Source organism: Aeromicrobium choanae (assembly GCF_900167475.1).
Taxonomy (GTDB): domain Bacteria; phylum Actinomycetota; class Actinomycetes; order Propionibacteriales; family Nocardioidaceae; genus Aeromicrobium; species Aeromicrobium choanae.
Map to the genome: position 1 here is coordinate 3050551 of NZ_LT796768.1, position 24064 is coordinate 3074614.

A 24064-nucleotide genomic window follows, 5' to 3' on the forward strand; every position below is an offset into this window, starting at 1 on the left:
GGAGAGATCAGCGCAGTGCGGTGACCGCGGCTCGGACGGAGCTCATGCCCATGAGGTCCGAGTCGTCCTCGGCCGACAGCAGCTCGCCGTTGGCGAACGTGGCGTAGGCGTCGATGTCCTGCTTGCCGCAGCCCTCGTACATGCGGTCCTCGAGTCGCGTCACGCCCTTGGCCTGCAGCGCCTTGAGCTCGGCGATCGCCTCGTCGAGGAGCGCCACGATCTCCGGCATCTCGTCACCCATCAGCACCTTGAGCGCCTCGAGCTGGGCGAGGATCTCGGCGGGGGTGTAGACGTCGCCCTCGCCAGCCGAGCGCAGCTTCTTCGAGACGGTCGCGACGCTGTCGCCCACGATGTCGGGAGAGAACGTGGGATCGGCCTTCAGCGTGCGCAGGTTCTGGACCGTGGCGCAGCGTCCCTGCTTGATGATGAGCCGCTGCTTGGCGAAGGCGCCGCGCTTCTTGCCCTTGTACTTGTAGGTGATCTTCGTCGTCACGACGTACGCGCCCGGCTTGAGCTTCACCGCGGTGCGGTTCTTGCGCAGCACCTTGCCGCCCTGCTTGATGGTCATGGCCCTCTTGAGGATCGTGACCTTCTTGATCTTCTTGACGTTCGGCTTCACCAGCGCCGTGCCGTACCAGTCGATCGACTTGTTCGAGATCTTCTTGATCGTGACCGGCTTCGGGGCCGCCTGGGCGGGTGCCGCGACGAGCGTCGTGCTGGCGCCGACGGCGAGGGCGGCCAGGAGGCCGAGGATGGTGCGGCGCATGGAGTGACGCCTTTCCGAGATGAGGGGCAAAGTCGACCTATCATACTCGGACCGGGACGGTCCCCGTGACCAAACGACGACCTCGGTAGGGTGAGCCCAAGAGCGCCGCCCAGCCGTAGGGGCCGCCCAGTCACCGAGGGGTTCACATGAGTCTGTCCGTCACCGTCGCCGGAGCCCAGCAGCAGGTCGATCCCGGGACGCGGGCGTGGCAGCTGTTCTCCGATGATCCGCAGGTGATCGCCGCACGCGTGGGCGGTGACCTGGTCGACCTCTCCCGCGAGCTGGCCGACGGCGACGAGGTGGAGCCGGTCGCGATCGACTCGCCCGACGGCCTCGACATCCTGCGCCACTCCACGGCCCACGTCATGGCCCAGGCCGTGCAGGAGCTGTTCCCCGACGCGAAGCTCGGCATCGGCCCGCCGATCACCGACGGCTTCTACTACGACTTCGACGTCGAGATCCCCTTCACCCCCGAGGACCTCGCCAAGGTCGAGTCGCGGATGAAGAAGATCGTCAAGGAGGGCCAGAAGTTCAGCCGGCGCGAGATCAGCGACGACGACGCCCGCGCCGAGCTGGCCGACGAGCCGTACAAGCTCGAGCTGATCGGCCTGAAGTCCACGGCCGGCGGCGCAGCGGAGGGCGCCAGCGTCGAGGTCGGCGAGGGCGGCCTGAGCATCTACGACAACCTCAAGCGCGACGGGTCGCTGGCGTGGAAGGACCTGTGCCGCGGCCCGCACCTGCCCACCACCAAGCGCATCCCGGCGTTCACGCTGATGCGCTCGGCCGCGGCCTACTGGCGCGGCGACGAGAAGAACAAGCAGCTGCAGCGCATCTACGGCACCGCCTGGGCGACCAAGGAGGACCTCGAGGCGCACCTGCACCGCATCGAGGAGGCCCAGCGCCGCGACCACCGCCGCCTCGGCACCGAGCTCGACCTCTACAGCTTCCCCGACGAGATCGGCTCGGGCCTGCCGGTGTTCCACCCGCGCGGTGGCGTCATCAAGCGCGAGATGGAGGACTACGTCCGCCGCCGGCACATCGAGGAGGGCTTCGAGTACGTCGGCACGCCCCACATCGCGAAGGAAGGGCTGTTCTACACGTCCGGCCACCTGCCGCACTACGGGGAGGGCATGTTCCCGGCGCTGGAGATCGACGGGGGCGACTACCGCCTCAAGGCGATGAACTGCCCGATGCACAACCTGATCTTCCGGTCGCGCCAGCGCTCGTACCGCGAGCTGCCGCTGCGCCTGTTCGAGTTCGGTCACGTCTACCGCAACGAGAAGTCGGGCGTCATCCACGGTCTGACCCGCGTGCGCGGCTTCGCCCAGGACGACTCGCACTCCTACGTCACGCCCGAGCAGGCGCCCGGTGAGGTCGCGCACCTGCTGAACTTCATGCTGAGCCTGCTCGACGACTTCGGCATGGACGACTACTACCTCGAGCTGTCGACCCGTGACGCGTCCAAGGACAAGTTCATCGGCTCGGACGAGGACTGGGAGAACGCCACGAAGGTGCTGGAGGAGGTCGCCACGGCGACCGGTCTCGAGCTGGTGCCCGATCCCGGCGGCGCCGCCTACTACGGCCCCAAGGTCTCGGTGCAGGCGCGCGACGCGATCGGCCGCACGTGGCAGATGGGCACCGTGCAGTACGACTTCAACATGCCGTCCGCCGACCGGTTCAACCTCGAGTACGTCGCCGCCGACGGCACCCGCCAGCAACCGGTGATGATCCACTCGGCGAAGTTCGGCTCCATCGAGCGGTTCATGGGCGTCCTGGTCGAGCACTACGCCGGTGCATTCCCCCCGTGGCTCGCGCCCGTGCAGGCGGTCGGCATCCCCGTGGCCGAGCGGCACGTGGAGTACCTGGAGCGGCTCGCGGTGCGCCTGCGCGCCGAGGGGATCCGCTTCGAGGTCGACGACTCCGACGAGCGCATGCAGAAGAAGATCCGCAACGCCCAGACCCAGAAGGTGCCGTTCATGGTGCTGGTGGGCGACAAGGACGTCGAGGCGAACGCGGTGTCGTTCCGGTTCCGCAACGGCGAGCAGGAGAACGGCGTCTCGCTCGACGACGCGATCGACAAGATCGTGACGGCGGTCCGCGAGCGGGTGCAGGTCTGATGCCCGATCCCGACGGCCTCGAACGGCTGTGGGCGCCCTACCGCATGGCGTACGTCCGCGAGGCCGGCAACGACGACGCGGGATGCCCCTTCTGCGCCATGGTCGCGGGGGAGCGGCAGACCGACCTGATCGTCGTGCGCGGCGAGCACTGCTTCGTGGCGATGAACCTGTACCCGTACAACCCCGGGCACCTCATGGTGCTGCCGCTGCGCCACGAGTCGGGCCTGACCGAGCTGTCGCTCGAGGAGTCCACCGAGCTGACCCTGCTGACCCAGCAGGCGATCCGCGCGATCGGCGAGGTCAGCTCGCCGCACGGCTTCAACGTGGGCCTCAACCTCGGGGCCTCCGCGGGCGGTTCGATCTCGCAGCACCTGCACCAGCACGTGGTCCCGCGGTGGGGCGGTGACGCGAACTTCATGACGGTCGTCGGTCGCACGAAGGCGCTGCCCCAGACGATCGCGGAGTCCGCCGCGCTGCTGCGCGGCGTGTGGGAGGGGGTGGCCTGATGCTCGAGCGCTTCCGTGCCTTCTGGAACCGGCTGTTCTCGCCGGTCGCCGACGGACTCATCAAGATCGGCGTGACCCCCGACATGGTCACGTGGGTCGGCACGATCGGCGTCTGCGTCGGCGCCCTGTGGCTCTTCCCGCAGGGGGAGTTCTTCTGGGGCACGATGTTCATCACCGCGTTCGTGTTCAGCGACATCATCGACGGCACGATGGCGCGCAAGCTCGGCCGCACCTCCAAGTACGGGGCGTTCCTGGATTCCACCCTCGACCGGATCGGCGACGCGGCGATCTTCGCCGGCATCGCCCTCTGGTACGCGTGGGAGGGCGACTCCAAGGTGTACCTGTGCCTCGCGCTGGCCTGCCTCGTCCTGGGCGGCCTCACGTCCTACGCGCGGGCCCGGGCCGAGTCGCTCGGCATGGAGGCCAAGGGCGGCATCGCCGAGCGTTCCGACCGCCTCGTGGCCATCCTCGTGATGACCGGTCTCTCGGGCCTGTTCGACCTGCCGATCCTGCAGCACATCGCGCTCTGGGCCCTCGCGGTCGCGAGCCTGGTGACCGTCGCCCAGCGGATGGCGATGGTCAAGCGCCAGGCCGAAGCGGCCTGATCCGGGGCCGTCGGTCTCGCGGACGCCGAGCGATGCGTGATGCGCCGCAGGTGCCTCGTAGACTTGCCCTGTGAGCACCCAGAACCCCAGCAACGACCAGTCCACGACCGGCAGCGCCCGGGTCAAGCGCGGCATGGCCGAGATGCTGAAGGGCGGCGTCATCATGGACGTCGTCAACGCCGAGCAGGCCAAGATCGCCGAGGACGCGGGCGCCGTCGCCGTCATGGCCCTCGAGCGCGTTCCCGCCGACATCCGTTCCCAGGGCGGCGTCGCGCGGATGAGCGACCCCGACTTGATCGACGGCATCATCGAGGCCGTCTCGATCCCCGTGATGGCCAAGGCGCGCATCGGTCACTTCGCCGAGGCGCAGGTCCTGCAGAGCCTGGGCGTGGACTACGTCGACGAGTCCGAGGTCCTGACCCCGGCCGACTACGCGAACCACATCGACAAGTGGGCCTTCACGGTTCCCTTCGTGTGCGGAGCGACGAACCTGGGCGAGGCGCTGCGTCGCATCACCGAGGGCGCGGCCATGATCCGCTCGAAGGGCGAGGCCGGCACGGGCGACGTCTCCAACGCCACGGGTCACATGCGCAAGATCCGCGCCGAGATCGCCCGGCTGCAGACCCTGCCGAAGGACGAGCTGTTCGTCGCGGCCAAGGAGCTCCAGGCGCCGTACGACCTGGTCGTCGAGGTGGCCGAGGCCGGCAAGCTCCCGGTCGTGCTCTTCACCGCCGGTGGCATCGCCACCCCGGCCGACGCCGCCATGATGATGCAGCTCGGCGCCGAGGGCGTGTTCGTCGGCTCGGGCATCTTCAAGTCCGGCAACCCCGCCCAGCGGGCCGAGGCGATCGTCAAGGCGACCACCTTCTACGACGATCCCGACGTCATCGCCAAGGTCTCGCGCGGTCTCGGCGAGGCCATGGTCGGCATCAACGTCGACGAGATCCCGGAGCCGCACCGCTTGGAGACTCGCGGTTGGTGACCTGCATCACTAGAATCAAGCCACGACGCCCCCGGTCTTCCGGGGGCGTTGTGTCGTTTCCGGGACCTGTGGCCCTATCGGGTGATGTCACTAGTCACATTCGAATGATGTCTCTAGTCACTTCGAGGGGTGCCATATGTCATGGATCGGTCGTGATGTGTGTCCCATCTCCATCATTTCTTCAAAATACGCGTCACGTTTCTCAGTATTCGTCGTTACATTGATGGAGAGTCAAAGCCGTGATCGATGGTCGATCATCCAGACGAAGTAGGAGAAGACATGAAGAAGTCCACCAAGGGCGCACTCGCCGCCGGAGCTGCCGCGGTCCTGTTGCTCGGAGGCGCGGGCTCACTCGCGTACTGGAACGACACGGCCACGGCCGATGCCGGGACGATCACGGCGGGGTCGATGGACCTGTCCGCCGTCACCTGTGGCGCCTCGTGGCTCGAGGGTGCGACCCCGGTCACCACGATCGTCCCCGGCGACACGGTCACCAAGTCCTGCACGGGCACGCTGACGCTCGTGGGCGACCACATCGGCGCGACGGTCACGCTCGACGCTGCTTCCGTGGCTGACGCCGAGGCCGCGTTCAACGACGAGGTCGACATCACCGCGAGCATGACGGCGCCCGCCGCTGCGATCACCGCCCCCGGTACGTACGACGTCACCGTGGACATCACGGTCGTCTTCGACGGACCGGGTGCGACCAACGACTCGCAGCTGAGCACCGCCACGCTGGACGACCTGCAGCTCGAGGCCGTCCAGACCCACGACGCCGCCTGAGTCCGGTTAGCAATCGACCATCATGACGACCACCGTCGAAGTCATGCCCGGGGCCGAGCAGCGCAAGCTGCCCGGCACCCTGGCGTGGCTTTGGCGCGTGGTCGTGTGGGTGGTTCTCCTCGGCTCGACAGCGCTCCTGGTGATCGCGGTGCTCATTCCGCGACTCTCCGGGGCGACGCCCTACACGATCCTGACCGGATCCATGCGGCCGACGATGCCGCCGGGGACCTTGGTCGTGGTGAAGCCGGCGACGATCGACCAGATCAAGGTCGGTGACGTCGTCACGTACCAGGTGGAGTCGGGAGAGCCGACCGTCGTGACGCACCGCGTGGTCTCCGTGGTCTCCTCCCTCGAGGGGGAGCGACTGCTGCGCACGCAGGGCGACGACAACCCGGTCGCGGACTCCGACCTCGTCCGACCGGTCCAGGTCCGCGGAACCGTGTGGTACTCCGTGCCGTTCCTCGGTCGGCTCAGTCAGCTGTTCACCGGGAGTGAGCGCCAGCTGGGCGTGTATGCGGCGGCTGGGGGCCTGGCCCTCTACGCGGCGTGGATGTTCGGCGGGTCACTGCGCGAGCGGATGCGTACGCGCCGCCCGTCCGGAAGGTCCGAGTCATGAGGCGCCTGCTGACCGTGGCGCTTGCGGTGGGTCTGCTCCTCGCCGGCGTCGCACCGGCCACGGCGAGCGACGAGATCGGCCTGAGCAGCGATGGTGTGAACTGGGTCGACGACCTGACCGTGCCGCTGTTCGACGCGGACCTCCGCTGGGTGCCGGGAGACAGTCGGACCGTGACGTTCTACGTCCGCAACCAGGCCGAGTCGGATGGCGAGCTGACGGTGACCGTCCGAGCGAACGATCCGGACGGTCTGCTGACCGCTGATCACGTCACGCTGCGTGCTCGGGCGAACGGCACGTGGTTCACGCTGCGCAACGGTGAGCCCTCGGACGATCTCACGGCGGCGAGCATCGGCGCCGGCGGAATCGTGCCGGTCGATCTCCAGGCGACGTTCTCCCCGGGGTCGTCGAACGCGTCGCAGAGGGACGCGTCCGACGTGACACTCGAACTGCGGCTGACCGGCGTGCTCGATGCCGTCGATGGCACCGGTGACGCCCCCGGCACGGACGGCGCGCCCGCAGCCGGAGACTCCGACGACCTGACTGGGTGGCTTCCGCAGACGGGCGCCCCAGCATCCCTCCTCGTCCTTTGGCTGGCCGTATTGGTCACTGCCGTCGGCATCGCCTTCGTGGCTGCTGGCCGCCGTCGCGATGAACTTGAAGAAAGCGAAACTCATGAGTGAGCGCAAGCGTCCCGGGTTCTTCACCGTGCTCAAGTCGGTGCGCACCCGGGCCGTGCTGAGTCTCGGAGTGGTCCTGGGCCTGACGAGCGTCAGCACCATGGCCTTCTGGACCGATGAGGCGGTGCTGAACACCGGCACCATCCAGTCCGGCACCCTCGACATCCAGCTGAACGGTGCGAACTCGCACGCCGCGACCACCTTCGCCCTCGCGAACATGATTCCGGGTGAGAGCGTCGCGTACGCCGTGAACGTCAACCGTGCCGCCAACTCCGTCGCGTTCACGTACGGCATCACCGGTCAGACCTCAGCGACGAACGCGTTCGCCCAGGCGCTGCGGTTCCGGGTCTACACCGGCTCCGCGAACACCCAGACCACCACCAACGGCGTCCGCACGCAGACGTGCACCGGGACCGAGCTCTCGACGAGCGGTGGTGTGGGCCTGGTCGGCGGCACCCCCACGTCGCTCGTCACGGGACGCGCGGCCCTGGCGACGCCGCTGGCCGTGAGCTCCACCGTCTACACCGACACGATCTGCATCCAGGCGAGTCTGCCGTCCGGCACGGGCAACGGTGCCCAGGGCCTGTCGACCACCGCGTCCTTCAGCTTCAACGCGACCCAGCTGTCGTGACCCGAAAGGCAACGTCATGAAGTCCACCCGCGCTCGAGCCCTGTTGAGCCTCGGCATCATCCTGGGGCTCGGCAGCGTCAGCACTCTCGCGTACTGGACCGATGAGGCGACGTTGGCGGCCGGCACGATCCAGTCCGGCTCGCTGGACCTCAAGCTCGACGGCGCGGACAACCTGCCCTCCACGACGAAGCTCGCGATCACGAACATGGTGCCCGGCGAGAGCGTCGCCGCCACGGTCAACGTCCAGCGCGCGCCGGGCACGGTCGCGTTCACCTACTCGGTCAACGGAAAGGTGAACGAGACCCACGAGCTGGCGACGGGTCTGCGGTTCAAGCTCTTCGCCGGCGTCGCCGGCACGTCCACCGCCAACGCGAACGGCATCCGCACGCAGACCTGTGGAGGAACCCAGCTCGCCGGCGGCACGGACGGCATCGCGCTCGCCACCGCCACCGACCTGGTGACGAACCGCACCGCTCTGGCGACGCCGAGCACCGTCCAGCCGACCGCGGTGACCGAGAACCTGTGCATCCAGGCGATCCTGCCGTCGGCGGCGGGCAACGGCACGCAGGCGAAGTCCGCGACCGCCACCTTCGCCTTCAACGCGACGCAGCTGAGCTGATCACGTGACCCACAGAGTTCGTGAGGCCCTCCTCTGGGCGGGCGCAGCGCTCGGCACCCTGTGCCTGGGCTGGACCTTCGTGATGGCCGCCTTCGGCCTCACGCCGCTGGTCTTCACGTCGGGGTCCATGTCGCCCGCCATCGCCGCCGGTGACCTGGCCTTCGCCAGGACGATCGACGCCGACGACATCCGGACCGGGGACGTCGTCAGCGTCGTGAACGCCGAGGGCGTCCGCATCACGCACCGCGTCGTCGAGGCAGAGCCGTGGGAGCACGGCGCGACGCTCACCCTGAAGGGGGACGCGAACGCCGCACCGGACGTCGAGCCGTACGCCGTCACCTCGGTCGAGCGCGTCGCGTTCGCGGTACCCCGGGCCGGCTACGTCATCAACGCCGCCGCGTCGCCCGCTGGGACGTTCGCCGCGGGACTGCTCGTGGCACTGGCCCTCGCCGTGGCCTTCGGCCGCAGGCCCGGCCCGAGGGAGCCGGCGGATGACGCCGAACCGCGCCAGGGAGGCTCCCGAGCGCGGGGGACGATCACCGTCGGTGCCGCTCTGCTCGCGGTCGCCGCCGTCAGCATGACGACCACGGTGCAGCCCACCCGTGCCGCCTTCACCGACCCGGCCGCGGCGACGACCGGCACGTTCGGTGCTCACACCGTGGCCAGCCAGTCGGCACCCTCCTGCACGGCCAACACGGTCACCCTCGGCGAGGACACCGTCACGCTCCGGTGGAACCAGGTCGACCCGCGCTACGTCTACGCCTGGGAGCTGCGGCCGAACGGGTCCACCACGGTGGTGCAGTCAGGAACCGTCGGCGCCGGAGTGGCCCAGGGCGCCCAGGTCTCGGTGACCGTGGGACCTGCCGGAACGTCGAACGGCAACTACAACATCGTGGTCACGGCGCGCCCTTCGACCAGCACGAGCTGGGCCGCCGCGACCACCACCACGACTCCCGTCCGACGTTTCACCACTGCGCTGTTCTGGAACAACATGGGCTGCGGTCACGCCTGAGCGACCTCGTCGCCGGCTCGGGCCCTGCGCAGAAACCCTCACTTCCGGCACAATGACCGGTGAGGGGGTTGCATGCTCGATCGTGAAGAGGGCGCAGCGCCGGAAGGGCGACGAGTGTCGCCTCGCCTCCGCGCCCTGATGAGTCTCGGGATCGTCGTGGGGGTCGGTGCCGTCACCACGCTCGCGGTCTTCACCGACACCGTGAGCATGACGACGGGAACGATCCAGGCAGCCAACCTGGACATCAGGCTGAGCGGCCAGGACGCCTGGAGCGCGACGTCGTTCGCGGCGCCGGCGATGATCCCGGGCGAGTCCGTCGCGGTGACGGTGCCCGTGCAGCGGGCCGTCGGGTCGACCGCCTTCACCTACGGTGCCACCGGTTCCGTGACGACCTCCAACGCCTTCAGCACCAATGTGCGGCTCAAGGTCTACGCGGGGTCGGCGACCTCGGGGACGGCCTGTCCCACGACCACCCAGCTCGCCGGTGGGACCGCCGGTACCGCACTGGGCACGACTCCGACTGCCCTGTTCGGCAGCCGCACCACGCTCGCCACGCCGGCGGCGATCCCGACGGTGGCCCAGGTGGACAACCTGTGCCTCCTCGTGACCCTGCCGACGACGACGCCGACCACGGCGGCAGCACTGTCCACCACCCTCACGTTCGCCTTCAACGCGACGACTCCGGGAGCGTGATCATGACCGGCCGAGAGCGCCTGCGCGAGATCGTCCTGTGGGTCGGTGCCGTCCTCGGGGTGCTGTGCATCCTGTGGACGATCGTCATGTTCGCCTTCGGACTCACGCCGTTGGTGTTCACGTCCGGGTCGATGTCGCCCGCGATCAAGGCCGGCGACCTCGCCTTCGCCGAGACGATCGACGCGGACGAGATCGAGGTCGAGGACATCCTCAGCGTGGTCAACGAGAAGGGCGTGCGGATCACCCACCGCGTCGTGCGGGTCGACCCGACCGACGACGGTGCGGTGGTCGTGCTCAAGGGTGACGCGAACTCAGAGCCCGACGTCGAGCCGTACGCGGTCACCACGGCCGAGAGAGTGCTGTTCCACGTGCCGAAGGCGGGCTATGTCGTCGACGCCGCCGGCTCGCCCATCGGCATGTTCGTCGGAGGACTGCTGGCGGCTGCCGCCCTGTTCGTCGCCTTCGGCGGTCGCGGCGGCGGTGGAGGCGGTGGGAGCGTGGCGAAGGCGCAGGAGGATGCCGGCTCGACCGAGGAGGTGGCGGGAGACGGCTCGGCGGCGAAGCGGAACAGGCACACCTTCCTCATCGGGCCCGTCGTGCTCGTCCTCGGCATGATGGTGGCGGTCCAGCCCGCCCAGGCCGCGTTCACCGACACGGCCACGATGACCTCGGGGACGTTCACGGCCGCGGCGCTGCCGATTCGACCCTCGAGCATCACGTGCGTCCGCACCGGCATCGTGGGCTTCCGGGTGGCGACGGTGTCGTGGGCCGACGACAGCCCCAGGTACGGCTACTACTACGAGATCGCCCAGGAACCTGACTGGTCCGGCTCCGACAAGGTCACCGGAGTGATCCAGCCCACCGGCACGAACTCCGTGGAGTTCAGCGGCGCGACGTCCGGGGGCTGGTTCACCGCGCGGGACTACTACATCCGGGTCTACTCGGCGTACGTGACCAGCGCCGGCGCCGTGACCTGGCGGTCGTCGAGCTATCGCGCATACTCCGTGGCGCGCACCTTCGGTACGGTCAGCTACGACTGCGGGTCGAACATCTCCCCGGCCAACTGACGCACTAAACTCACTGCGTGACCTCGATCGGCGTCTTCGCCCTGCAGGGCGACGTGCGCGAGCACCTGCAGGCGCTCGAGCGACTCGGCGTCGAGGCGTTCACCGTCCGCCGGCCCGCCGAGCTGGAGCGGTGCGACGGGCTCATCGTGCCCGGCGGCGAGTCGACTACGATGTACAAGCTCGCCCGCACCTTCGACCTGCTCGAGCCGTTGCGCCGGCGTGTGAAGGACGGGATGCCGACGTTCGGGACGTGCGCCGGGATGATCATGCTCGCCGACCGGATCCGCGACGGCGCGCCCGGCCAGGAGACCGTCGGCGGCCTCGACGTCACCGTGCGCCGCAACGCCTTCGGTCGCCAGGTCGACTCGTTCGAGGTCGACCTGGAGATGGCGGGCGTCGACCGTACCGTGCACGCCGTGTTCATCCGTGCGCCGTGGGTCGAGGAGGTCGGCCCCGGTGTCGAGGTGCTTGCCGAGGTCCCTTCGGGGGAGGCCGCCGGTAGAATCGTCGCGGTGCGGCAGGGGCCGCTCATGGCGACGTCCTTCCACCCCGAGGTCGGGGACGACGACCGTGTGCACGGACTCTTCGTTGACCTCGTGAAGCAGAGCTAGGACTACGCAAAGGAACGTCATGTCGGGCCACTCCAAATGGGCAACCACCAAGCACAAGAAGGCCGCGATCGATGCCAAGCGCGGCAAGCTGTTCGCCAAGCTGATCAAGAACATCGAGGTCGCGGCGCGCACGGGTGGCCCTGACCCCGAGGGCAACCCCACGCTCTACGACGCGATCCAGAAGGCGAAGAAGCAGTCGGTCCCCAACGACAACATCGACCGCGCGGTCAAGCGCGGCGGTGGCGCCGACGGCGGGGGAGTGGACTACACCACGATCATGTACGAGGGCTACGGCCCGAACGGCGTGGCGTTCCTCGTCGAGTGCCTCACCGACAACAAGAACCGGGCCGCCATGGAGGTCCGCACCGCGATGACCCGCAACGGCGGCACGATGGCCGACCCCGGCTCGGTGTCCTACATGTTCAGCCGCAAGGGCATCATCATCGTCCCCGCCGAGCAGGAGGACGGCCCGACGAACGAGGATGACGTCCTGATGGCCGTGCTGGACGCGGGCGCCGAGGAGGTCAACGACCACGACGGCAGCTTCGAGGTGCTGTGCGAGCCCGGTGACCTCGTCGCCGTGCGCACGGCGCTGCAGGAGGCCGGCCTGGACTACGACTCGGCCGACGCCTCGTTCGTGCCCAGCGTCCACGTCGAGGTCGACGCGGAGGGCGCCGCCAAGGTCGTCAGGCTCATCGACGCCCTCGAGGACAGCGACGACGTGCAGAACGTGTTCGCCAACTTCGACGCGCCGGACGAGGTCATGGCCGACCTCTGAGCCGGCCTCGGCCATGATGTGGCCATGGACCGACGCGTGCGCACTCCCGACGGAGTCGGTTGGAGCGTCCGCGTCGGCCGTCCTGCACTGCGCGGCAGCGAGGGAGACCTCGTCGTCGGCGGCACCCCGGCGGCCGGTGGCTTCGCGCCGCTGCTGGTCGTGGCCGGTCTCGTCCTACTCGCGGTGCTCGCGCCGGTCCTCGTCAAGAGCGACCGCGCGTGGGCGCTGGCGTTCGTCCCGGTGCTCCTGGTCGCGGGCTGGCTCCTGCTCGCGCGCTACCCGGTGGAGCTGCGCCGCGACGGCTCCGACCGGCCCCTGCACCGCACCCTCGTCGCCGGCCGGGTGAATGCCCGTCGCGTCGCCGCGGAGCTGGCCGACGAGATCGCACGCACCCCCGACGAGAAGCTCACGAGCTGACCGCCGAGCCCGGGATTCGGGCGGCGTGCCTCCGCAGGCGCGTCGCCGCCACCGCCTAGAGTGTCGAACATGCGTTCCCTTCGTGTCCTGGGCGTCGACCCCGGTCTCACCCGGTGCGGCGTCGGCATCGTCGAGGGGATCGTGGGTCGTCCGCTGGACCTCGTCGACGTCGGTGTCGTCCGCACCCCCAGCGATCTCGACCTCGCCAAGCGCCTGCTGCGCCTCGAGCGCGCGCTCGACGAGATCGTCGTGCGGCAGCGTCCCGACGTGGTCGCGGTCGAGCGGGTCTTCAGCCAGCACAATGTGCGCACCGTGATGGGCACGGCTCAGGCCAGCGGGATCGCGATGCTGGTCGCCGCGCGGCACGGGATCCCGGTCCAGTTGCACACGCCCTCGGAGGTCAAGGCCGCCGTCACCGGAAGCGGCCGCGCCGACAAGGCCCAGGTCGCCGCGATGGTCACCCGGCTGCTGCGCCTCGACGCGCCGCCCAAGCCCGCCGACGCGGCGGACGCCCTCGCCCTGGCGATCTGCCACATCTGGCGCGGCGCCGCCCAGAACCGACTGGCCGCAGCCGTCGCCGCGGCGGGAGCGGCCCGATGATCGCCCACCTGCGCGGTGCCGTCGCGGCGGTCTCCCTGAACTCCGCCGTGCTCGACCTGCAGGGCGTCGGCTACCACGTCATGTGCACCCCCTCCACGATCGCCGACCTGCGCCTCGGCCAGGAGGCCACGCTGTGGACCTCGATGGTCGTGCGCGAGGACTCGATGACGCTCTACGGCTTCGCCAACGCCGAGGAGCGCGACATGTTCGAGCTGGTGCAGACCGCCAGCGGCGTCGGCCCGAAGGTCGCGCAGGCGATGCTCGCGGTGCTGCCGCCCGAGCGGCTCCGCACCGCGATCGCCTCGTCCGACCACGCCACCCTGACGAAGGTGCCCGGCATCGGCCGCAAGGGTGCCGAGCGGATCGTCGTGGAGCTCAAGGACCGGGTGGGCGCGGTCGCCTCGTCCGCCGTCGCCCCGGCCGGTGCCGCCTGGCGGGAGCAGGTGCACGAGGCACTCGTCGGGCTGGGCTGGTCGGCCAAGGACGCCGACGCCGCGATCGACCGGGTGGCCGAGGACGTCGGTCCGGATCCGGACATCTCGGCGATCCTGCGCGATGCCCTGCGATCGATGGACCGAGGCCGATGAGCATGGACGAGTACGACGACTTCGAGTCGATCGTGGCCGAGGCCGCGTCGCCGCAGGAGAGCGCCTTCGAGCAGGCCCTGCGGCCGCGCACCCTCGACGAGCTGGTCGGGCAGGAGCGCGTCCGCGAGCAGCTCGCGCTCGTGCTCGACGCCGCGGTGGCGCGCGAGCGCACCCCCGATCACGTCCTGCTGTCGGGTCCGCCCGGGCTGGGCAAGACCACGATCGCGATGATCATCGCGAACCAGCTCGCTGCACCGCTGCGCCTCACCAGCGGCCCGGCGATCCAGCACGCGGGCGACCTCGCGGCCATCCTCTCGGGCGTCAACGAGGGCGACGTGCTGTTCATCGACGAGATCCACCGGATGTCGCGCCCCGCCGAGGAGCTGCTCTACATGGCGATGGAGGACTTCCGGGTCGACGTCATCGTCGGCAAGGGTCCGGGCGCCACGGCCATCCCGCTGCAGATCCCGCCCTTCACCGTCGTCGGCGCCACCACCCGCGCCGGCCTGCTGCCCGGCCCCCTGCGCGACAGGTTCGGCTTCACCGCCCAGCTCGACTACTACGAGCCGTCCGACCTCGACCGGATCGTGCGGCGCTCGGCCGACCTGCTGGACCTCCAGGTCAGCGCCGAGGCCTCCGCGGAGATCGGCTCGCGCTCCCGCGGCACCCCGCGCATCGCCAACCGGCTGCTGCGGCGCGTGCGCGACTACGCGGAGGTCCGCGCCGACGGCACCGTCGACCACGCGATCGCGAAGGCCGCCCTCGACCTGTACGAGGTCGACGACCTCGGCCTCGACCGGCTCGACCGCGCGGTCCTCGACGTCCTGTGCCGCAACTTCGGCGGGGGACCGGTCGGCATCGCCACGCTCGCGGTCGCGGTGTCGGAGGAGCGCGAGACGGTGGAGGAGCTGGCCGAGCCGTTCCTCGTGCGGCTGGGCTTCCTGGCCCGCACGCCGCGCGGCCGGATCGCCACGCCGGCTGCCTGGCGGCACCTCGGCCTGACGCCTCCGGCCGGGGCCGATGCCGGGCAGCTGCCCTTCGACTCCGCCGACTAGACTCCATCCGGTGACCTTCGCTGACTTCCTCCCCCTGATCCTGCTGGCCCTGGTCTTCTTCCTGCTGATCATCCGTCCGATGCGTGAGCGGCAGAAGCAGTACTCCGCGCTGCGCCAGATGCAGTCGGCGCTGCAGCCCGGCGCTCGCGTGATGATCAGCAGCGGCATCCACGGCACCATCTCGACGATCGACGACGAGACCGTCGGCCTGGAGATCGCGCCCGGCGTGATCGTCACCGTCGCTCGCGCGGCCGTCGCCGAGGTGGTCGACCCCGAAGTGATCGACCCCCAGGCATGAGCGACTTCCCCGACACCGCCGCGCGGCTCATCCGCGCCATCGACGACTGGCCCGAGGCCGGCGTCACGTTCCGCGACATCACCCCGCTGCTGGCCGATCCGCAGGGGCTGGCGGCCACCGTCTCGGCGCTGGTCGAGGCGGCCAAGGCCTTCGGACCGCTCGACGTCGTCGCCGGCGTCGAGGCTCGCGGCTTCCTGCTCGCGCCGCTGATCGCCGAGGCGCTGGGCATCGGCCTCGTGCCCGTGCGCAAGGCCGGCAAGCTGCCCGCACGCACCCTGTCGGAGTCCTACTCGCTCGAGTACGGCGACGCCATCGTGGAGATCCACGCCGACGCCGTTCCGGAGGGTGCCCGCGTGCTCATCGTGGACGACGTCCTCGCCACCGGGGGAACGCTCGCCGCCGCCGGACGTCTGTTCGAGCGCGCCGGGGCCGTCGTGGCCGGCAACCTCGTCCTCATCGAACTGCCCGCCCTCGGGGGTCGCGCCGTGCTCGGCGACGTCCCCCTGACCGCACTCCTGGAGTACTGATGAGCCAGCGCACCGTCCGCATCGTCGCCATCGTCGCCATCGCGGCGCTCGTCCTGGGCGTGCTCGCCTCGGTGTTCACCGGCGCGCTCTGACGCCCCCTCCGTAGGATGGATTGAAGGAGGCACGCGTGGCCGAGCGCATCGATGGACCGTCGACGAAGCCTGCCGAGTCCAGGACACCGGACTCGGCACGTACCTCCGCGCGCGTGCGCAGCCGGCTGGCACGGATCGGCGGCAAGTCCACGGGCGCCGGAAACCCGGTGCTCGACCCGCTGATCAAGGTCTACCGCGACACCCATCCCAAGGGCGACGTCTCGTCGATCGAGAAGGCCTACGAGGTCGCCGCGGCGATGCACGAGGGCCAGAAGCGCAAGAGCGGCGACCCGTACATCACGCACCCGCTGGCCGTCGCGACGATCCTCGCCGAGCTCGGCATGACCGCGCCCACCCTGTGCGCGGCCCTGCTGCACGACACCGTCGAGGACACCTCCTACACGATCGAGCAGCTCCGCAAGGACTTCGGTGACGAGGTCGTCCACCTGGTCGACGGCGTCACCAAGCTCGACAAGGTCAAGTACGGCGACTCCGCCCAGTCCGAGACGATCCGCAAGATGGTCGTCGCGATGGCGCGCGACATCCGCGTGCTCGTCATCAAGCTGGCCGACCGCCTGCACAACATGCGCACCCTGCGCTACCTGCGCCAGGACAAGCAGGAGCGCATCGCCCGCGAGACCATCGAGATCTTCGCGCCCCTGGCCCACCGCCTGGGCATGAACACGATCAAGTGGGAGCTGGAGGACCTCGCGTTCGCCACCTTGCACCCGAAGGTCTACGACGAGATCGTGCGGCTCGTCGCCGAGCGCGCCCCGTCGCGCGAGGCGTTCCTGGAGCGCGTCATCCGCGACGTGAACTCCGACCTCGGTCACGCCAAGATCAAGGCGAAGGTCACCGGCCGGCCGAAGCACTACTTCTCGATCTACCAGAAGATGCTCGTGCGCGGCCGCGACTTCTCCGACATCTTCGACCTGGTCGGCGTGCGCATCCTCGTGGACGACGTCGCCGACTGCTACGCCGTGCTGGGCGTCCTGCACGCCCGGTGGAACCCCATCCCGGGCCGCTTCAAGGACTACATCAGCGTCCCGAAGTTCAACATGTACCAGTCGCTGCACACCACGGTGATCGGCCCGCAGGGCAAGCCCGTGGAGCTGCAGCTGCGCACGTACGCGATGCACCGGCGCGCGGAGTTCGGCGTCGCGGCCCACTGGAAGTACAAGGCCGAGTCGCTCGCGGCCGTGGGCGGCAAGGCCAGCATGGACGGGCCCGGCGGCAACGAGATGATGTGGCTGCGCGAGCTGGTGGACTGGCAGTCCGAGACCGAGGACTCCAGTGACTTCCTGGACTCGCTGCGCTTCGAGATGCAGAACGCGGGCGTCTACGCGTACACGCCCCGCGGCGACCTGATCCAGCTGCCGGCCCACGCCACGCCCGTCGACTTCGCCTACGGCGTCCACACCGAGGTCGGTCACGCGTGCGTCGGCGCGCGCGTCAACGGTCGCCTCGTCTCGCTGGAGTCCGAGCTCGAGAGCGGCGACGTGGTGGAGATCTTCACGTCGAAGTCGCCCACGGCCGGCCCGAGCCGCGACTGGCTCGACTTCGTCAAGAGCCCCCGCGCGCGCAACAAGATCCGGCAGTGGTTCACCAAGGAGCGCCGCGAGGAGGCGATCGACCACGGCAAGGACCTCATCGCGAAGCAGATGCGCAAGGAGGGTCTCCCGATGCATCGCCTGTTCCGGCAGGCGAACCTCGACACGGTGGCCAAGGAGATGGGCCACGCCGACATCTCCGCGCTCTACGCGGCGGTGGGGGAGAGCAACGTCGGCGCGCAGGGCGTCGTCGACCGCGTCATCGACCTCGCCGGCGGTCGCGAGGGTGCCGAGGAGGAGGCCGCCGAGGCCACGGCGATGCCGATGCGCTCCAGCCGGCCGTCCACGGCCCGCGGCGATGCCGGTGTCGAGGTGGTCGGTGTCTCCGGCGACGTCATGGCGAAGCTCGCGCGCTGCTGCACGCCCGTGCCGGGCGACAAGATCCAGGGCTTCGTCACGCGCGGCTCCGGCATCTCGGTGCACCGCTCGGACTGTGTCAACTTCGTCGAGCTGGCGCACCAGACCGAGCGGGTCGTGCAGGTGCGCTGGGTCGCCAACGCCAAGACCACGTTCCTGGTGGCGATGCAGGTCGAGGGCCTCGACCGTCCGCACCTGCTGTCCGACATCACCAAGGTGATCTCCGACCAGCACGTCAACATCCTGTCGGCCACCCTCAGCACCGGGCGTGACCGCGTCGCCAAGAGCCGCTTCACCTTCGAGATGGCCGACGCCAAGCACCTCGGCGCCGTCCTGAAGGCCGTCGGCGGCGTCCAGGGCGTCTTCGACGCCTACCGCGTCACCCAGTAGCCGCCCGAGAGTCGAGACGTGATCTCGACACACCGTCTCGCTGCGCTCGCCGGCACTCGATCACCGGCGAGCCGCGATCAGCTGAAGTCGGAGGCGGTGCGCTGGGCGATCTCGAGGAAGGCCTGGCGCGACTCGAGGTTCTCGCGCAGGCTCTTGACCTTCTTGGCGTCGCCGGCGGCCTCGGCCTTGGCGATGTCGGCCTCGATGCCGGCGATGGCGTCCTCGAGCTTGGTGATCATGTCGTCCGCGCGGGCCGACTTCTCGGGGTCGGTGCGCTTCCACTCCTGGTCACCGGCGTCGCGGATCGCCTTCTCGACGGCGCGGATGCGGCCCTCGAGCTCCTTGATCTGGTCGCGCGGCACCTTGCCCGCGGCCTCCCAGCGATCGGCGATGTCGTGCCAGGCGCGGCGGGTGGCCTCGAGGTCCTTGATCGGCAGCAGGGCCTCGGCCTCGACGAGGATCTCGCGCTTCACCGTGGCGTTCTCGGCGAACTCGGACTCCTGGGCGACGTTCGCGGCCTCGCGGGCCTGGAAGAAGACGTCCTGCGCGGCGCGGAAGCGCTTCCACAGCTTGTCCTCGACGTTGCGAGGAGCGGAGCCGGCGGCCTTCCAGCGCTGCATGAGGTCGCGGTAGGCGCCCGACGTGGCGCCCCAGTCGGTGGATCCGGAGAGCGCCTCGGCGTCCTCGATCAGCTTCTCCTTGATCTTCTTCGCTTCGTCACGGCGCACGCTCTGCTCACCGAAGTGGGCCTTGCGCTTCTTCGTGTAGGCGGTGCGAGCGCTGGAGAACCGGTGCCACAGCTCGTCGTCGGCCGACTTGCTGAGGCGGGGGAGCGCCTTCCACTCGTCGAGCAGGGCGCGCAGCCGGTCGGCGCCGTTGCGCCAGTCCTGGCCGGCGCCGATCTTCTCGGCCTCGGCGACGATGCGCGTCTTGGCCTCGGTGGCCTCGGCGGTGCGCTGCTCACGCTCGGCCTTGCGCTTGGCGCGGAGCTCGCCCAGGGCCGGCTCGACCTTGTCGAGGCGCGCCGACAGCGACGCGAGGTCGCCGACCGCCTGCGCGTCGACGAGCTGCTCGCGGATCGTGGCAACGGCCTTCGTCGCGTCGTCGGGCGACACGGTTCCGGCCTCGATGCGCTTCTCCAGCAGGTCGACCTCGGTCTCGAGGTTGTCGAAGCGCCGGGTGTAGAACGCGAGCGCCTCAGCGGCGTCGCCTCCGGTGACCCATTGCCCGATCAGACGTTCGCCGTCGCCCTCTTTGACGTAGACGTTGCCGTCCGCGTCGACGCGGCCCCAATCACTCATGGCGGTCAGTCTAGGAGGTTCGCGGCGCCAGGTCCTCCTCGCGTACCCTGACAGGCGTGCTGCTCACCGCCTTCCCCGCCGGACCACTGCAGGCGAACTGCTATTTCGTCGCCTCCGGTCCGGGTTCCCCGTGCGCGATCGTCGACCCGGGCATGGAGTCCGCCGAGGGGGTGCGCGCCGTCGTGGCCGAGCACGACCTGGCCCCTGCCGCCGTCCTGGTGACGCACGGCCACTTCGACCACATGTGGGACGCCGCGCAGGTCGCCGACGAGTACGGCTGCCCGCTGTGGATCCACCCCGCCGACCGGCACCTGCTGGCCGACCCGATGGCCGCGATCTCGAACGAGTCGGCCGCGATGCTGCGCCAGCAGCTCGGTGAGATCGACGAGTCGCAGTTCTCCGAGCCGGCCGAGGTCCGCGACGCCGTCGACGGCGCCACGATCCAGGTCGGCGACCTGACGCTCACGGTCGACCACTGCCCGGGCCACACGCCGGGCACGGTGGCCTACCGCGTCGACTACACCGGGCCCGAGCCCGTCTCGCAGATCATGTTCTCCGGCGACTTCCTGTTCTTCGGCTCGATCGGCCGCACCGACCTCGTCGGCGGCGTCCACGCCGAGATGCTGCGCAGCCTGCAGAGCAAGGTGCTGACGCTGCCCGACGACGTCGTCGTGCTACCCGGTCACGGCCAGCAGACCTCGATCGGCCGCGAGAAGGCCACGAACCCGTTCCTCCTGGAGCTGGCGCCATGAGCAAGCTCAGCGGCTTCCCTGAGTTCCTGCCGGCGGAGCGCAGCGTCGAGCTGGCCGTGTTCGACCACCTGGCCCGCGTGTTCGAGCTGCACGGCTTCGCCAACATCGAGACGCGTGCGGTGGAGCCGCTCGAGACCCTGCTGCGCAAGGGCGAGATCGACAAGGAGGTCTACGCCGTCCGTCGCCTCCACGCCGATGAGTCCGAGGCCTCCGAGCTGGCCCTGCACTACGACCTCACCGTGCCCTTCGCGCGCTACGTGGTGGAGAACGCTGGCCACCTGCAGTTCCCGTTCCGCCGCTACCAGATCCAGAAGGTCTGGCGTGGCGAGCGCCCCCAGGCGGGCCGGTTCCGCGAGTTCACCCAGGCCGACATCGACATCGTCGGCGACGGCTCGCTGCCCTTCCACTTCGACGTCGAGGTCGCGCGGGTCATGGCCGAGGCGCTCGCGGGGCTGCCGATCCCGGGCCTGTCGCTGACCCTGCAGGTCAGCAACCGCAAGGTGCTCGAGGGCTTCTACCTCGGCCTGGGCGTCGAGCAGCCCACGGCCGTCATGCAGGTGATCGACAAGCTCGACAAGCTCTCGGCCGACAAGATCGCCGAGCTGCTCGGCGAGCAGGGCCTGACCGAGGCGCAGGCCACGTCGTGCCTCGCCCTGGCCGAGATCGTCACCACCGACACGTCGTTCGTCCAGCAGGTCCGCGAGCTCGGCGTCGAGCACCCGATGCTCGACGAGGGACTGGCCGAACTGGAGGCCGTCGTGGCGGGGTGTGCCACCGTCGAGGGCGTGACCGTCACCGCCGACCTGCGCATCGCGCGCGGCCTGGACTACTACACGGGCACGGTGTTCGAAACCCGTGTCGCCGAGCACCCGGGCCTCGGCTCGATCTGCTCCGGCGGCCGCTACGACGAGCTCGCCAGCGACGGGAAGCGCACCTACCCCGGTGTGGGGCTGTCGATCGGTGTCTCCCGCCTGCTCTCCACGCTGACGACGAGCGGCATCACCGCGTCGCGCGCGGTGCCGTCGGCCGTCCTCGTGGCGGTCAACGACGAGGACTCGCGTCCCGGCAGCGACGCCATCGCGCAGCGCCTGCGCGCCCGCGGGATCGCCTGCGAGGTGGCGCCCGCGGCCCAGAAGTTCGGCAAGCAGATCCGCTTCGCCGAGCGCCGCGGCATCCCCTTCGTCTGGTTCGTCACCGACGACGGCGACCAGGTGAAGGACATCAGAACCGGCGAGCAGGTGTCGGCCGATCCCGACGCCTGGACGCCCCCCGAGACCGACCTGCGACCGCAGGTGACCCACAAGGAGACGACAGCGTGATCCGCACCCATGACGCCGGAACCCTGACGGCCGCGAACATCGGCGAGAGCGTCACGCTCGCCGGTTGGGTCGCCCGCCGCCGCGACCACGGCGGTGTCGCCTTCATCGACCTGCGCGAGGCCAGTGGCGTCGCCCAGGTCGTCGTCCGCGAGGACGTCGCCCACCAGCTGCGCAGCGAGTTCTGCCTCAAGGTCACCGGCACGGTCCAGCGCCGCCCCGAGGGCAACGAGAACGCCGCGATCGCCACGGGCGAGATCGAGGTCATCGCCGACGACGTCGTGATCCTGTCGCGGTCCGAGCCACTGCCGTTCCCGATCGACGAGCACGTCGAAGTCGGCGAGGAGGCGCGCCTGAAGCACCGCTACCTCGACCTGCGCCGGCCCGCGCCCGCGCACGCGATGCGGCTGCGCTCGAAGGTCAACGCCGCGGCCCGCGCCGTGCTGGACCGCCACGACTTCGTCGAGGTGGAGACGCCCACGCTGACCCGCTCCACGCCCGAGGGCGCGCGCGACTTCCTCGTGCCGGCCCGCCTGCGTCCCGGCAGCTGGTACGCCCTGCCCCAGAGCCCGCAGCTGTTCAAGCAGCTGCTCATGGTGGGCGGCCTCGAGCGGTACTACCAGATCGCGCGCTGCTACCGCGACGAGGACTTCCGCGCCGACCGCCAGCCCGAGTTCACCCAGCTCGACATCGAGATGAGCTTCGTCGAGCCCGACGACGTGATGGCGCTGGCCGAGGAGATCTACGTCGCGCTGTGGAAGCTGATCGACGTCGACCTGCCCACGCCGTTCCCGCGGATCACCTACGCCGATGCGATGAGCAAGTACGGCTCCGACAAGCCCGACCTGCGCTTCGACCTCGAGCTCGTCGAGCTGACCGACTACTTCAAGGACACGCCGTTCCGCGTGTTCCAGGCGCCGTACGTCGGCGCGGTCGTTCACCCCGGCGGCGCCGCGCAGGCCCGCCGCACGCTCGACGGCTGGCAGGAGTGGGCGAAGCAGCGCGGCGCCCGCGGCCTGGCGTACGTGCTCGTGCAGGAGGACGGGTCCCTCACCGGTCCCGTCGCGAAGAACCTGTCCGACGCCGAGCGCGAGGGCCTCGTGGAGGCCGTCGGCGCGAAGCCCGGCGACGCCGTGTACTTCTCCGCCGGACCGGTCAAGAGCTCGCGCCAGCTGCTCGGTGCCGCGCGCATCGAGATCGCCAAGCGCGAGAGCCTCATCGACGAGTCGAAGTGGGCCTTCGCCTTCGTCGTCGACTGGCCGATGTTCGAGTCGGTCAGCGAGCTCGACTCCGGTGACGTGGCGGTCGGCGGCGGCGAGTGGACCGCGGTGCACCACGCCTTCACCGCGCCCCAGGACCCCGAGACCCTGGCCACGCCGGGCGACTCGCTGGCTCAGGCCTACGACATCGTCTGCAACGGCAACGAGGTCGGCGGCGGCTCGATCCGCATCCACCGCGAGGACGTGCAGAAGCGCGTCTTCGAGATCATGGGCATCGGTGCCGAGGAGGCCCAGGAGAAGTTCGGCTTCCTGCTCGAGGCGTTCAAGTACGGCGCCCCGCCGCACGGCGGCATCGCGTTCGGCTGGGACCGGACGGTCGCGCTGCTCGCCGGCGCCGACTCGATCCGCGAGGTCATCGCGTTCCCGAAGTCCGGTGGCGGCTACGACCCGCTGACGGCTGCTCCGGCCCCGATCACGCCCGAGCAGCGCGCCGAGGCCGGCGTCGACGCCGAGCCCGACGAAGGCGACGACGCCGAGTGAGTCGCTGGCTGCCTCCGGCGGACGACCCGCGCACCGAGGGCGACCCCGTCGGTGAGAAGGCCACGTACCTCGAGTACCTGGGCAATCACCGGCTGACGCTCCAGCTCAAGTGCGCGGGCCTCTCACCGGAGCAGCTCGCGCACCGCAGCGTGCCGCCGAGCACGCTGTCGCTGCTCGGCCTGGTGCGGCACATGGCCTACGTCGAGCACACGTGGTTCGTGCGCGTGGCACAGCAGTCGGCCGAGGAGCCGCTGTTCCTGAAGGTGCAGGACAGCGACGCGGACTTCAACGACGCCGTCGGCACGCAGGAGTGCGTCGACGAGGCGTTCGAGGCCCTGCGCACGCAGATCGCCCGCGCCGAGGCGTGGCTCGAGGGGATCGACGAGGCCGACTTCGGCCGCGAGCTGCCCCACCATCGCGGTGGCACCGTCGCGATCCGCGACCTGCTCGTGCACATGATCGAGGAGTACGCCCGCCACAACGGCCACGCCGACCTCCTGCGTGAGTGCATCGACGGCCGCACCGGGGAATGAGCCGTA

Annotated in this window: 27 protein-coding genes; 25 read left to right on the forward strand and 2 right to left on the reverse strand. The window is 69.9% G+C overall.

The window, feature by feature from the left end:
• Window positions 1–7: 7 nt before the first annotated feature.
• Window positions 8–766 carry a hypothetical protein gene (locus B5D60_RS14760; protein WP_078700859.1) on the reverse strand — a complete coding sequence of 253 codons (759 nt, stop codon included), beginning with the start codon at window positions 764–766 and terminating at the stop codon, window positions 8–10.
• A 146-nt stretch (window positions 767–912) separates the two neighbouring features.
• On the opposite strand from B5D60_RS14760, the gene thrS reads away from it, so the two are divergent.
• The 21 genes from thrS to B5D60_RS14865 all read left to right on the forward strand — a co-directional run bounded on the left by thrS (window position 913) and on the right by B5D60_RS14865 (window position 18396).
• Window positions 913–2883, forward strand: a complete 1971-nt coding sequence (gene thrS, locus B5D60_RS14765; RefSeq protein WP_078700860.1) for a threonine--tRNA ligase — start codon at window positions 913–915, stop codon at window positions 2881–2883.
• A complete protein-coding gene (locus tag B5D60_RS14770) occupies window positions 2883–3389 on the forward strand; it encodes an HIT family protein (RefSeq protein WP_078700861.1) in 507 nt (168 codons plus the stop codon). Before thrS ends, B5D60_RS14770 begins: the two co-directional genes overlap by 1 nt.
• On the forward strand, window positions 3389–3994 hold the full coding sequence (pgsA, locus tag B5D60_RS14775) for a phosphatidylinositol phosphate synthase (RefSeq protein ID WP_078701471.1): 606 nt from the start codon (window positions 3389–3391) through the stop codon (window positions 3992–3994). The genes B5D60_RS14770 and pgsA overlap by 1 nt, the downstream gene beginning before the upstream one ends.
• Window positions 3995–4064: 70 nt before the next feature.
• The gene (gene pdxS, locus B5D60_RS14780; RefSeq protein ID WP_078700862.1) at window positions 4065–4976 is read left to right on the forward strand and encodes a pyridoxal 5'-phosphate synthase lyase subunit PdxS; all 912 of its coding nucleotides are present in this window, start codon (window positions 4065–4067) and stop codon (window positions 4974–4976) included.
• 279 nt (window positions 4977–5255) lie between these two features.
• The gene (locus tag B5D60_RS14785) at window positions 5256–5759 is read left to right on the forward strand and encodes an alternate-type signal peptide domain-containing protein (RefSeq protein WP_153303051.1); all 504 of its coding nucleotides are present in this window, start codon (window positions 5256–5258) and stop codon (window positions 5757–5759) included.
• 22 nt (window positions 5760–5781) lie between these two features.
• Window positions 5782–6375 carry a signal peptidase I gene (locus B5D60_RS14790; protein WP_231948902.1) on the forward strand — a complete coding sequence of 198 codons (594 nt, stop codon included), beginning with the start codon at window positions 5782–5784 and terminating at the stop codon, window positions 6373–6375.
• The gene (locus B5D60_RS14795; protein WP_078700864.1) at window positions 6372–7055 is read left to right on the forward strand and encodes a hypothetical protein; all 684 of its coding nucleotides are present in this window, start codon (window positions 6372–6374) and stop codon (window positions 7053–7055) included. The genes B5D60_RS14790 and B5D60_RS14795 overlap by 4 nt, the downstream gene beginning before the upstream one ends.
• A complete protein-coding gene (locus B5D60_RS14800) occupies window positions 7048–7683 on the forward strand; it encodes a SipW-dependent-type signal peptide-containing protein (protein ID WP_172806381.1) in 636 nt (211 codons plus the stop codon). The genes B5D60_RS14795 and B5D60_RS14800 overlap by 8 nt, the downstream gene beginning before the upstream one ends.
• Before the next feature lie 16 nt (window positions 7684–7699).
• Window positions 7700–8302, forward strand: a complete 603-nt coding sequence (locus B5D60_RS14805) for a SipW-dependent-type signal peptide-containing protein (protein ID WP_078700866.1) — start codon at window positions 7700–7702, stop codon at window positions 8300–8302.
• 4 nt (window positions 8303–8306) lie between these two features.
• Complete coding sequence (locus B5D60_RS17135) at window positions 8307–9314, forward strand: signal peptidase I (RefSeq protein WP_197684335.1); 1008 nt, start codon at window positions 8307–8309, stop codon at window positions 9312–9314.
• A gap of 138 nt (window positions 9315–9452) precedes the next feature.
• Complete coding sequence (locus B5D60_RS14815) at window positions 9453–10007, forward strand: hypothetical protein (RefSeq protein WP_078700868.1); 555 nt, start codon at window positions 9453–9455, stop codon at window positions 10005–10007.
• Window positions 10008–10009: 2 nt separating this feature from the next.
• Complete coding sequence (locus B5D60_RS14820; protein WP_153303052.1) at window positions 10010–11074, forward strand: signal peptidase I; 1065 nt, start codon at window positions 10010–10012, stop codon at window positions 11072–11074.
• Window positions 11075–11091: 17 nt separating this feature from the next.
• On the forward strand, window positions 11092–11685 hold the full coding sequence (pdxT, locus tag B5D60_RS14825; protein WP_078700870.1) for a pyridoxal 5'-phosphate synthase glutaminase subunit PdxT: 594 nt from the start codon (window positions 11092–11094) through the stop codon (window positions 11683–11685).
• A gap of 19 nt (window positions 11686–11704) precedes the next feature.
• Window positions 11705–12463 carry a YebC/PmpR family DNA-binding transcriptional regulator gene (locus B5D60_RS14830; protein WP_078700871.1) on the forward strand — a complete coding sequence of 253 codons (759 nt, stop codon included), beginning with the start codon at window positions 11705–11707 and terminating at the stop codon, window positions 12461–12463.
• A 24-nt stretch (window positions 12464–12487) separates the two neighbouring features.
• The gene (locus tag B5D60_RS14835) at window positions 12488–12880 is read left to right on the forward strand and encodes a hypothetical protein (protein WP_078700872.1); all 393 of its coding nucleotides are present in this window, start codon (window positions 12488–12490) and stop codon (window positions 12878–12880) included.
• Window positions 12881–12967: 87 nt separating this feature from the next.
• Complete coding sequence (gene ruvC / locus B5D60_RS14840) at window positions 12968–13480, forward strand: crossover junction endodeoxyribonuclease RuvC (protein WP_197684488.1); 513 nt, start codon at window positions 12968–12970, stop codon at window positions 13478–13480.
• A complete protein-coding gene (gene ruvA / locus B5D60_RS14845) occupies window positions 13477–14067 on the forward strand; it encodes a Holliday junction branch migration protein RuvA (RefSeq protein WP_078700874.1) in 591 nt (196 codons plus the stop codon). The genes ruvC and ruvA overlap by 4 nt, the downstream gene beginning before the upstream one ends.
• A 2-nt stretch (window positions 14068–14069) precedes the next feature.
• Window positions 14070–15122, forward strand: a complete 1053-nt coding sequence (gene ruvB / locus B5D60_RS14850) for a Holliday junction branch migration DNA helicase RuvB (RefSeq protein ID WP_197684336.1) — start codon at window positions 14070–14072, stop codon at window positions 15120–15122.
• A gap of 10 nt (window positions 15123–15132) precedes the next feature.
• Window positions 15133–15420: a preprotein translocase subunit YajC gene (yajC, locus tag B5D60_RS14855; RefSeq protein WP_172806382.1), complete on the forward strand. Its 288-nt coding sequence runs from the start codon at window positions 15133–15135 to the stop codon at window positions 15418–15420.
• Window positions 15417–15947 carry an adenine phosphoribosyltransferase gene (locus B5D60_RS14860; protein ID WP_078700877.1) on the forward strand — a complete coding sequence of 177 codons (531 nt, stop codon included), beginning with the start codon at window positions 15417–15419 and terminating at the stop codon, window positions 15945–15947. The genes yajC and B5D60_RS14860 overlap by 4 nt, the downstream gene beginning before the upstream one ends.
• A gap of 127 nt (window positions 15948–16074) precedes the next feature.
• A complete protein-coding gene (locus B5D60_RS14865) occupies window positions 16075–18396 on the forward strand; it encodes a RelA/SpoT family protein (RefSeq protein ID WP_078700878.1) in 2322 nt (773 codons plus the stop codon).
• Between the two features lie 77 nt (window positions 18397–18473).
• Here B5D60_RS14865 and B5D60_RS14870 read toward each other — a convergent pair whose 3' ends face one another.
• On the reverse strand, window positions 18474–19697 hold the full coding sequence (locus B5D60_RS14870) for a DUF349 domain-containing protein (protein ID WP_078700879.1): 1224 nt from the start codon (window positions 19695–19697) through the stop codon (window positions 18474–18476).
• Window positions 19698–19753: 56 nt separating this feature from the next.
• On the opposite strand from B5D60_RS14870, the gene B5D60_RS14875 reads away from it, so the two are divergent.
• The 4 genes from B5D60_RS14875 to B5D60_RS14890 are packed head-to-tail and all read left to right on the forward strand — an operon-like array spanning window position 19754 to window position 24058.
• A complete protein-coding gene (locus B5D60_RS14875; protein ID WP_078700880.1) occupies window positions 19754–20449 on the forward strand; it encodes an MBL fold metallo-hydrolase in 696 nt (231 codons plus the stop codon).
• The gene (gene hisS / locus B5D60_RS14880; RefSeq protein WP_078700881.1) at window positions 20446–21768 is read left to right on the forward strand and encodes a histidine--tRNA ligase; all 1323 of its coding nucleotides are present in this window, start codon (window positions 20446–20448) and stop codon (window positions 21766–21768) included. Before B5D60_RS14875 ends, hisS begins: the two co-directional genes overlap by 4 nt.
• Window positions 21765–23525, forward strand: a complete 1761-nt coding sequence (gene aspS / locus B5D60_RS14885) for an aspartate--tRNA ligase (RefSeq protein WP_078700882.1) — start codon at window positions 21765–21767, stop codon at window positions 23523–23525. The genes hisS and aspS overlap by 4 nt, the downstream gene beginning before the upstream one ends.
• Complete coding sequence (locus B5D60_RS14890) at window positions 23522–24058, forward strand: DinB family protein (RefSeq protein ID WP_197684337.1); 537 nt, start codon at window positions 23522–23524, stop codon at window positions 24056–24058. Before aspS ends, B5D60_RS14890 begins: the two co-directional genes overlap by 4 nt.
• Window positions 24059–24064: the final 6 nt, after the last annotated feature.

What these genes read in the sequence shown, in the direction of transcription:
- B5D60_RS14760 (WP_078700859.1), bottom strand. Translation starts at nt 766, where the DNA reads ATGCGCCGCACCATCCTCGGCCTCCTGGCCGCCCTCGCCGTCGGCGCC.
- thrS (WP_078700860.1), top strand. Translation starts at nt 913, where the DNA reads ATGAGTCTGTCCGTCACCGTCGCCGGAGCCCAGCAGCAGGTCGATCCC.
- B5D60_RS14770 (WP_078700861.1), top strand. Translation starts at nt 2,883, where the DNA reads ATGCCCGATCCCGACGGCCTCGAACGGCTGTGGGCGCCCTACCGCATG.
- pgsA (WP_078701471.1), top strand. Translation starts at nt 3,389, where the DNA reads ATGCTCGAGCGCTTCCGTGCCTTCTGGAACCGGCTGTTCTCGCCGGTC.
- B5D60_RS14785 (WP_153303051.1), top strand. Translation starts at nt 5,256, where the DNA reads ATGAAGAAGTCCACCAAGGGCGCACTCGCCGCCGGAGCTGCCGCGGTC.
- B5D60_RS14790 (WP_231948902.1), top strand. Translation starts at nt 5,782, where the DNA reads ATGACGACCACCGTCGAAGTCATGCCCGGGGCCGAGCAGCGCAAGCTG.
- B5D60_RS14795 (WP_078700864.1), top strand. Translation starts at nt 6,372, where the DNA reads ATGAGGCGCCTGCTGACCGTGGCGCTTGCGGTGGGTCTGCTCCTCGCC.
- B5D60_RS14800 (WP_172806381.1), top strand. Translation starts at nt 7,048, where the DNA reads ATGAGTGAGCGCAAGCGTCCCGGGTTCTTCACCGTGCTCAAGTCGGTG.
- B5D60_RS14805 (WP_078700866.1), top strand. Translation starts at nt 7,700, where the DNA reads ATGAAGTCCACCCGCGCTCGAGCCCTGTTGAGCCTCGGCATCATCCTG.
- B5D60_RS14815 (WP_078700868.1), top strand. Translation starts at nt 9,453, where the DNA reads ATGAGTCTCGGGATCGTCGTGGGGGTCGGTGCCGTCACCACGCTCGCG.
- B5D60_RS14820 (WP_153303052.1), top strand. Translation starts at nt 10,010, where the DNA reads ATGACCGGCCGAGAGCGCCTGCGCGAGATCGTCCTGTGGGTCGGTGCC.
- B5D60_RS14830 (WP_078700871.1), top strand. Translation starts at nt 11,705, where the DNA reads ATGTCGGGCCACTCCAAATGGGCAACCACCAAGCACAAGAAGGCCGCG.
- B5D60_RS14835 (WP_078700872.1), top strand. Translation starts at nt 12,488, where the DNA reads ATGGACCGACGCGTGCGCACTCCCGACGGAGTCGGTTGGAGCGTCCGC.
- ruvA (WP_078700874.1), top strand. Translation starts at nt 13,477, where the DNA reads ATGATCGCCCACCTGCGCGGTGCCGTCGCGGCGGTCTCCCTGAACTCC.
- ruvB (WP_197684336.1), top strand. Translation starts at nt 14,070, where the DNA reads ATGGACGAGTACGACGACTTCGAGTCGATCGTGGCCGAGGCCGCGTCG.
- B5D60_RS14860 (WP_078700877.1), top strand. Translation starts at nt 15,417, where the DNA reads ATGAGCGACTTCCCCGACACCGCCGCGCGGCTCATCCGCGCCATCGAC.
- B5D60_RS14870 (WP_078700879.1), bottom strand. Translation starts at nt 19,697, where the DNA reads ATGAGTGATTGGGGCCGCGTCGACGCGGACGGCAACGTCTACGTCAAA.
- hisS (WP_078700881.1), top strand. Translation starts at nt 20,446, where the DNA reads ATGAGCAAGCTCAGCGGCTTCCCTGAGTTCCTGCCGGCGGAGCGCAGC.